Origin of the sequence: Pseudoalteromonas sp. P1-30, assembly GCF_001400005.1 — a bacterium.
Taxonomy (GTDB): domain Bacteria; phylum Pseudomonadota; class Gammaproteobacteria; order Enterobacterales; family Alteromonadaceae; genus Pseudoalteromonas; species Pseudoalteromonas atlantica.
In genome coordinates this window covers 41,118-45,734 of sequence record NZ_LKBC01000020.1, presented here as the reverse complement: position 1 = coordinate 45,734, position 4,617 = coordinate 41,118, and the positions used below count along the sequence as shown (strand labels likewise).

Sequence of the window (4,617 nt, the reverse complement as noted above, 5' to 3'; positions counted from 1 at the left end):
AGGGATGTAAGTTATTAGAATAACGCAGGAGCAGTTATCGAGCCCACTAGGTTACAAACCTCGCGCCGTGATTAAATGGCCCCTAGATTGAACAAATTATAAACCTGAAAGGTCAACAGGCCCTGAAATAAAGCTCTACAAATTTTTGCTAATTTAAAAACACCTTCATTTCTTTACTCATTCTATCCACCAGCCATTTTGGCCCGCCGTCGTGCATATCGTTGTGGCGCGATTTTTCAATCATTACTTGGCTAACAGGGAAGCTTTTTAGCTCTGTTTCATTTAATAAAACATTCGCATCGGCTGGATAATCGCTACCACGCAGTGTAAGCACGCGTATGTTTTTATTACGTGGGATCAACATGCGTCGGTGATCGAGGGTAATTAGTTGGCTTACTTCATTTGGGTAAATTGAAGCATATAAAGCGGATATATCGCCGCCGTTAGAGTGGCCAAATAACGTGAGCTGAGAAAAGTTATACTCAGGGTATTGAGCACTTAGCTGATTAACTAAAAACTTAAGCGTTACCACACCACGGTGCCAGTTTTCCATGCGGGTGGTTAAATAAGGCTGTATACGATTAAGTGCAGGGTCGGTTTTAAGCTCATGCGCGACTGCAATGCTTAAATAACCCTGTGCATTAAATAGCTTACTCGCAAACGTGTAGTCATTGTGGCTAATGCCGTAGCCTGCATTTACAAATGCTACAGGACACTTTGCGTGTACGCTGCATTGATTGCTCTCATTGGGGTATGTGATATTTATAGGGATGGTGCGATTGCGGCTTTGATCCACTATTACATCATCATCAGCAAAGCTTAATGGTGATATTAAACTCGCGCTTAGGCTAAATGCACTTAATGTTAGTAACTTTTTTATTGTTTTATGCATGTTGTACTTATATAAATTATTGTTTTTAAATAAAAATAACTTTTACTATAAAGGTTAGCGCGCGCCATTGCTAATGTATGCGATAATACGGGTATTATTTTTAGTTAATTTAGAAAAGTACCCCATGAAATCATACAGCACTATTGAACAACGTATCGACATTTTGCAAAGTCGAATAGAAGCCTATAAAGAAGAAATTGCCGTGTTACAGGCCGAGCCAAAAAGTAACAACGAGCGTATTATATTTAAATTTATTGAAACAGGCAGCACAGGTAAAACAAAAGACTTTGTGCGCGAACTTGGTATTAAGTCGCCGCGCGATAGCTTATATTCATCAGGTGATGTAACCAAATTAATCAAAGACGGCGCTGATGACATCACCCCTGAACTGCTTGAAATTGCCCGCACATTGGCAAACGCTCGTAATAAAAATGGCCCTAGCTGTTAATACCAAGCTACAGGCTAGTGTTTAATCTTATTAAAGGTTATTCATTGTTTAGAGGCTTGCAATATGCAGCTTCTAAACGCTCATCACACATTAATCGCAAAGCTCAATATTAAGGCTTGTAAGTAAATTAAGGGCTTCAAAGCGCTCAAACTTAGCACCCGCTAACGTATTACTGTTTAAATCTATATTAAATTCTGTAGCCCCTACAAAGTCACACTCAGTTAAAGTGGTTTGAAAAAACTCACTATCGCGAAAATTACTTCCTGTAAATGTACTTTGCTTTAAATTGGCATGTCTAAAATCAACATTTTTTGCAAAGCAGTGTATTAATTTTAGTGATTTTAAAGTTAATTCATAAAAAGAGCTGTTACTAAGCTCACAGCTATTAAAGCTCACCGGCGCATCAATACTTAGCGCTCCCCAATTAGCATTGCTCCATTGCACGCTGTTTAACTTACAATGGCTAAAGCTTACATTTTCAAGCGAGCTGTATCCCCAATCAATGCTCGATAAATTGCAACGCTCAAAGCTGCACTCTATAAATCGACACGTTTTAAATTGCCCCTGAGATAAGTCGCAATCTATAAACGTACACGCTTCAAACTCTGTGTTTTCGAGTGTGTGTTTTGCTAGCTGTAAGGCACTAAATTGCTGATCGCAATAATAGCTATTATTAGAAATTGGCACTGTGACTACGTGTCCGTATTTAGGGTTGTTTAATGGGCATAAGGGCTGGTTTTTGGCAAGTCTTGTTTAAGCGCTAATAAGGCGATAAAAATTAAGCCAAAGAGCGGAAATACCGCTAAGCATCCACCCACAAAAGCTAAAACGCCCGGCATGGTGCTTTTGCGTTTACCTATTTTGTAGCTAATAAGCGCAAAAATTGGAATGCAAAACAAAATAAAAAAAGCTAAAAATTCACCAAATAATGTGAGACTAAACGACATAAGAACTCCCTCTCTATTGAAAAATATTTGATACCAAGCAACTTACATATTTAACTATTCTAGCGTGCTAAATAGACTAATAACTTAACACGATTGGTATGAGCTGATTTAAATTTAACCATAAAAAAAACCCTAGGCATACTCCTAAGGGTTTTTAAATCTAGCTAAGTGCATTTGTTGCGCGCGGTATTACTCTTCGCTAGGAATTGCTTTTTCTACCACACTGATTGCAAGCTCAGTTAACGAGTCGCTATTAGCTTTGCTAGGTGCATCGGTTAATAAGCACGATGCTTGAGTGGTTTTAGGGAACGCAATAACGTCACGAATGTTATCGGTACCACATAAAAGCATAACTAAACGGTCAAGACCAAAGGCTAAACCAGCATGTGGTGGTGTGCCGTATTTAAGGGCATCAAGTAAAAAGCCAAACTTATCTTGTTGTTCTTGCGCATCAATACCTAAAATTCTAAATGCTGCTTCTTGCATATCAGCATTATGAATACGTACCGAACCGCCACCTACTTCGTAGCCGTTTAATACCATATCGTAAGCATCTGAAATAGCCGCTGCTGGGTTTGCTTCAAGCTCTTCTGCGCTAATATCTTTTGGTGCTGTGAATGGATGATGCACAGCATGTAACGTGCCTTCGTCATCTTCTTCAAACATTGGGAAGTCAACAACCCAAAGTGGCGCCCAGCTATCAAGGTTAGTGATTTCTAAATCAACACCAATCTTCAAGCGAAGCGCGCCCATTGCTTCGTTTACAACGTTGCGTTTATCGGCACCGAATAAAATAATGTCGCCCGTTTGTGCGTTAGTGCGTTCAAGTAACTGGGTAATTACCTCTTCGTTTAAAAACTTAGCCACTGGAGATTGAACGCCTTCAGCGCCTGCATCGCGGTCGTTTACTTTCATCCACGCCATACCTTTAGCGCCGTAAATGCCAATAAACTTAGTGTAATCGTCAAGTTGCTTACGCGAAAGCTTAGCGCCACCCGGTACTGTTAATACAGCAACGCGGCCTTTTTCGTCATTAGCTGGGCCTGAAAATACGTTAAACTCTACGTCTTTTACTAAATCAGCTACATCAACAAGCTTCATTGGGTTACGTAAGTCTGGCTTATCAGAACCGTAAAGGCTCATTGCTTCGCTGTAAGGCATAATTGGGAAATCGCCTAAATCAACGTTTAATAATGATTGCCACATTTCACGGATCATTTTTTCAGTCATACCACGTACTTGATCAGAGCTCATGAACGAGGTTTCTAAATCTATTTGGGTAAATTCAGGTTGGCGATCGGCACGTAAATCTTCATCACGGAAACATTTAACAATTTGGTAGTAACGGTCAAAACCCGACATCATCAACAATTGCTTAAACAACTGTGGTGACTGTGGTAATGCATAAAAGCTACCTTTATGAACACGGCTTGGTACTAAGTAATCGCGTGCACCTTCTGGTGTTGCTTTTGTAAGTACAGGTGTTTCAATGTCTAAAAAGCCATTGTCATCTAAAAAGCGACGAACAAAGCTGCTTGCTTTAGCGCGCAGTTTAATACGGTCGCTCATTTCAAGGCGGCGTAAATCTAAGTAGCGGTACTTTAAGCGGCGCTCTTCTGAATTGGTTTGATTAAAATCAAGCGGTAGCGGCTCAGAGCGATTAATAATAGTTAGCTCGGTACCTAAAATTTCCACTTCGCCTGTTGCCATGTCTTTATTTACTTGGCTTTCTGGGCGCGCACGTACAACCCCTTTTAACTGCACACAAAACTCTTGGCGAAGTTTGTTAGCGTTATCCATTAGTCCTTCAACCTCTGGATCGAATACAACTTGTACTAACCCTTCTCTATCGCGTAAATCGACAAAGATAAGTCCACCAAGGTCACGTCGTTTGTTGATCCAGCCACATAGTTCAACTTCTTGATCTACGTGAGTTTTATTTAGCTGTCCGCAATATATAGAGCGCATAGTTTTCCTGTCAGATAAAAGGCTTAAACGGTTATATTTATTTGTTTTAAGGCGTGTGATTTAAAAAACTGGTCACCACAATACAAATAAAGCCGCTAGCAATCTAAAAATAATCAAATTAAGCCCTGCATTATACCCAAGTAGTATCAAGATGCTAGGGCGTGTGTTTAGCTTTGTAATGTTAATTTGCAGTAGTATGTTTGGCTTTTAGGCAAGGCAGAGTCTATGTAGTGTGGTTATTCCCCATAAAAAGGCGATAACGCAGCATAAATGCCAAACATGCGCTGCCCTTTGGGTTCTTTCTAGGGACGATTAACTCTTTGTTGCCTACATGGATGTAGGTAAGGGGCGTGAGCAGGACG

5 protein-coding genes are annotated in these 4,617 nt (G+C 40.2%); 1 reads left to right on the top strand and 4 read right to left on the bottom strand.

Annotation, left to right across the window (positions count from 1 at the left end):
• Window positions 1-148: 148 nt before the first annotated feature.
• Window positions 149-892, bottom strand: a complete 744-nt coding sequence (locus tag AN395_RS18405; RefSeq protein WP_054983883.1) for an alpha/beta hydrolase — start codon at window positions 890-892, stop codon at window positions 149-151.
• Window positions 893-1,016: 124 nt separating this feature from the next.
• Here AN395_RS18405 and AN395_RS18400 point away from each other — a divergent pair, with 124 nt between their 5' ends.
• Complete coding sequence (locus AN395_RS18400) at window positions 1,017-1,340, top strand: hypothetical protein (RefSeq protein ID WP_054983899.1); 324 nt, start codon at window positions 1,017-1,019, stop codon at window positions 1,338-1,340.
• 90 nt (window positions 1,341-1,430) lie between these two features.
• Here AN395_RS18400 and AN395_RS18395 read toward each other — a convergent pair whose 3' ends face one another.
• From AN395_RS18395 to aspS, 3 genes are all read right to left on the bottom strand, one after another.
• On the bottom strand, window positions 1,431-2,027 hold the full coding sequence (locus AN395_RS18395; protein WP_054983882.1) for a pentapeptide repeat-containing protein: 597 nt from the start codon (window positions 2,025-2,027) through the stop codon (window positions 1,431-1,433).
• A gap of 29 nt (window positions 2,028-2,056) precedes the next feature.
• Window positions 2,057-2,287: a hypothetical protein gene (locus AN395_RS18390; RefSeq protein ID WP_054983881.1), complete on the bottom strand. Its 231-nt coding sequence runs from the start codon at window positions 2,285-2,287 to the stop codon at window positions 2,057-2,059.
• A gap of 189 nt (window positions 2,288-2,476) precedes the next feature.
• Window positions 2,477-4,255: an aspartate--tRNA ligase gene (gene aspS / locus AN395_RS18385; protein WP_029772588.1), complete on the bottom strand. Its 1,779-nt coding sequence runs from the start codon at window positions 4,253-4,255 to the stop codon at window positions 2,477-2,479.
• Window positions 4,256-4,617 lie beyond the last annotated feature (362 nt).

Bases quoted from the DNA above. Each gene is read 5' to 3' on its own strand.
- AN395_RS18390 (WP_054983881.1), bottom strand. From the start codon at position 2,287: ATGTCGTTTAGTCTCACATTATTTGGTGAATTTTTAGCTTTTTTTATT.
- AN395_RS18405 (WP_054983883.1), bottom strand. From the start codon at position 892: ATGCATAAAACAATAAAAAAGTTACTAACATTAAGTGCATTTAGCCTA.
- AN395_RS18400 (WP_054983899.1), top strand. From the start codon at position 1,017: ATGAAATCATACAGCACTATTGAACAACGTATCGACATTTTGCAAAGT.
- aspS (WP_029772588.1), bottom strand. From the start codon at position 4,255: ATGCGCTCTATATATTGCGGACAGCTAAATAAAACTCACGTAGATCAA.